At 56.8% G+C, this 2,027-nt stretch carries 2 rRNA genes; both read right to left on the bottom strand.

Annotation, left to right across the window (positions count from 1 at the left end):
• A 5S ribosomal RNA gene (gene rrf / locus NON19_RS32990) occupies nucleotides 1-117 on the bottom strand.
• 80 nt (nucleotides 118-197) lie between these two features.
• Nucleotides 198-2,027: ribosomal RNA gene (locus NON19_RS32985) — 23S ribosomal RNA — on the bottom strand; the annotation flags it as partial.

Genomic DNA, 2,027 nt, shown 5'->3' with positions numbered 1-2,027 from the left:
GTTCGGCGGTGTCCTACTCTCCCACAGGGTCCCCCCTGCAGTACCATCGGCGCTGAAAGGCTTAGCTTCCGGGTTCGGAATGTAACCGGGCGTTTCCCTAACGCTATGACCACCGAAACACTATGAAACACATCAAACCGACCGGCACAACCGGCATGGTTCGTTGTTCCAGAACTACACAGTGAACGCGAGCAACTGAGGACAAGCCCTCGGCCTATTAGTACCAGTCAACTCCACCGGTTACCCGGCTTCCATCTCTGGCCTATCAACCCAGTCGTCTACTGGGAGCCTTACCCCATCAAGTGGGTGGGAGTCCTCATCTCGAAGCAGGCTTCCCGCTTAGATGCTTTCAGCGGTTATCCCTCCCGAACGTAGCCAACCAGCCATGCCCTTGGCAGAACAACTGGCACACCAGAGGTCCGTCCGTCCCGGTCCTCTCGTACTAGGGACAGCCCTTCTCAAGACTCCTACGCGCACAGCGGATAGGGACCGAACTGTCTCACGACGTTCTAAACCCAGCTCGCGTACCGCTTTAATGGGCGAACAGCCCAACCCTTGGGACCGACTCCAGCCCCAGGATGCGACGAGCCGACATCGAGGTGCCAAACCATCCCGTCGATATGGACTCTTGGGGAAGATCAGCCTGTTATCCCCGGGGTACCTTTTATCCGTTGAGCGACGGCGCTTCCACAAGCCACCGCCGGATCACTAGTCCCAGCTTTCGCTCCTGCTCGACCCGTCAGTCTCACAGTCAAGCTCCCTTGTGCACTTACACTCAACACCTGATTGCCAACCAGGCTGAGGGAACCTTTGGGCGCCTCCGTTACCCTTTAGGAGGCAACCGCCCCAGTTAAACTACCCATCAGACACTGTCCCTGATCCGGATCACGGACCCAGGTTAGACATCCAGCACGACCAGAGTGGTATTTCAACAACGACTCCACCCAAGCTGGCGCTTGAGCTTCACAGTCTCCCACCTATCCTACACAAGCCGAACCGAACACCAATATCAAACTGTAGTAAAGGTCCCGGGGTCTTTCCGTCCTGCTGCGCGAAACGAGCATCTTTACTCGTAATGCAATTTCACCGGGCCTATGGTTGAGACAGTCGAGAAGTCGTTACGCCATTCGTGCAGGTCGGAACTTACCCGACAAGGAATTTCGCTACCTTAGGATGGTTATAGTTACCACCGCCGTTTACTGGCGCTTAAGTTCTCAGCTTCGCCCCACCGAAGTAGAGCTAACCGGTCCCCTTAACGTTCCAGCACCGGGCAGGCGTCAGTCCGTATACATCGCCTTACGGCTTCGCACGGACCTGTGTTTTTAGTAAACAGTCGCTTCTCGCTGGTCTCTGCGGCCACCCCCAGCTCACACCGAAAAGATGATCACCAGGAATGGCCCCCCTTCTCCCGAAGTTACGGGGGCATTTTGCCGAGTTCCTTAACCATAGTTCACCCGAACGCCTCGGTATTCTCTACCAGACCACCTGAGTCGGTTTAGGGTACGGGCCGCAACAGCACTCACTAGAGGCTTTTCTCGACAGCATAGGATCATCCACTTCACCACAATCGGCTCGGCATCAGGTCTCAGACACATGTCACGCGGATTTACCTACGCAACGCCCTACACCCTTACCCCGGGACAACCACCGCCCGGGCTGGACTACCTTCCTGCGTCACCCCATCGCTCACCTACTACTGGCTTGGACCAGCGGCTCCACCACTCCTCATCACCCCGAAGGGATCAAAGGCGGCTTCACGGCCTTAGCATCACCAGATTCAGCGTTGGCGCACTATCACGGGTACCGGAATATCAACCGGTTGTCCATCGACTACGCCTGTCGGCCTCGCCTTAGGTCCCGACTTACCCTGGGCAGATCAGCTTGACCCAGGAACCCTTAGTCAATCGGCGCAAGAGTTTCCCACTCTTGTATCGCTACTCATGCCTGCATTCTCACTCGTGAACCGTCCACAACTACCTTCCGGCGCTGCTTCACCCGGCACACGACGCTCCCCTACCCACCCACAC

Origin of the sequence: Streptantibioticus rubrisoli, from assembly GCF_024436055.1 — a bacterium.
In the GTDB taxonomy this organism is placed as follows: Bacteria; Actinomycetota; Actinomycetes; order Streptomycetales; family Streptomycetaceae; genus Streptantibioticus_A; species Streptantibioticus_A rubrisoli.
This window is presented reverse-complemented; position numbering and strand designations above follow the sequence as displayed.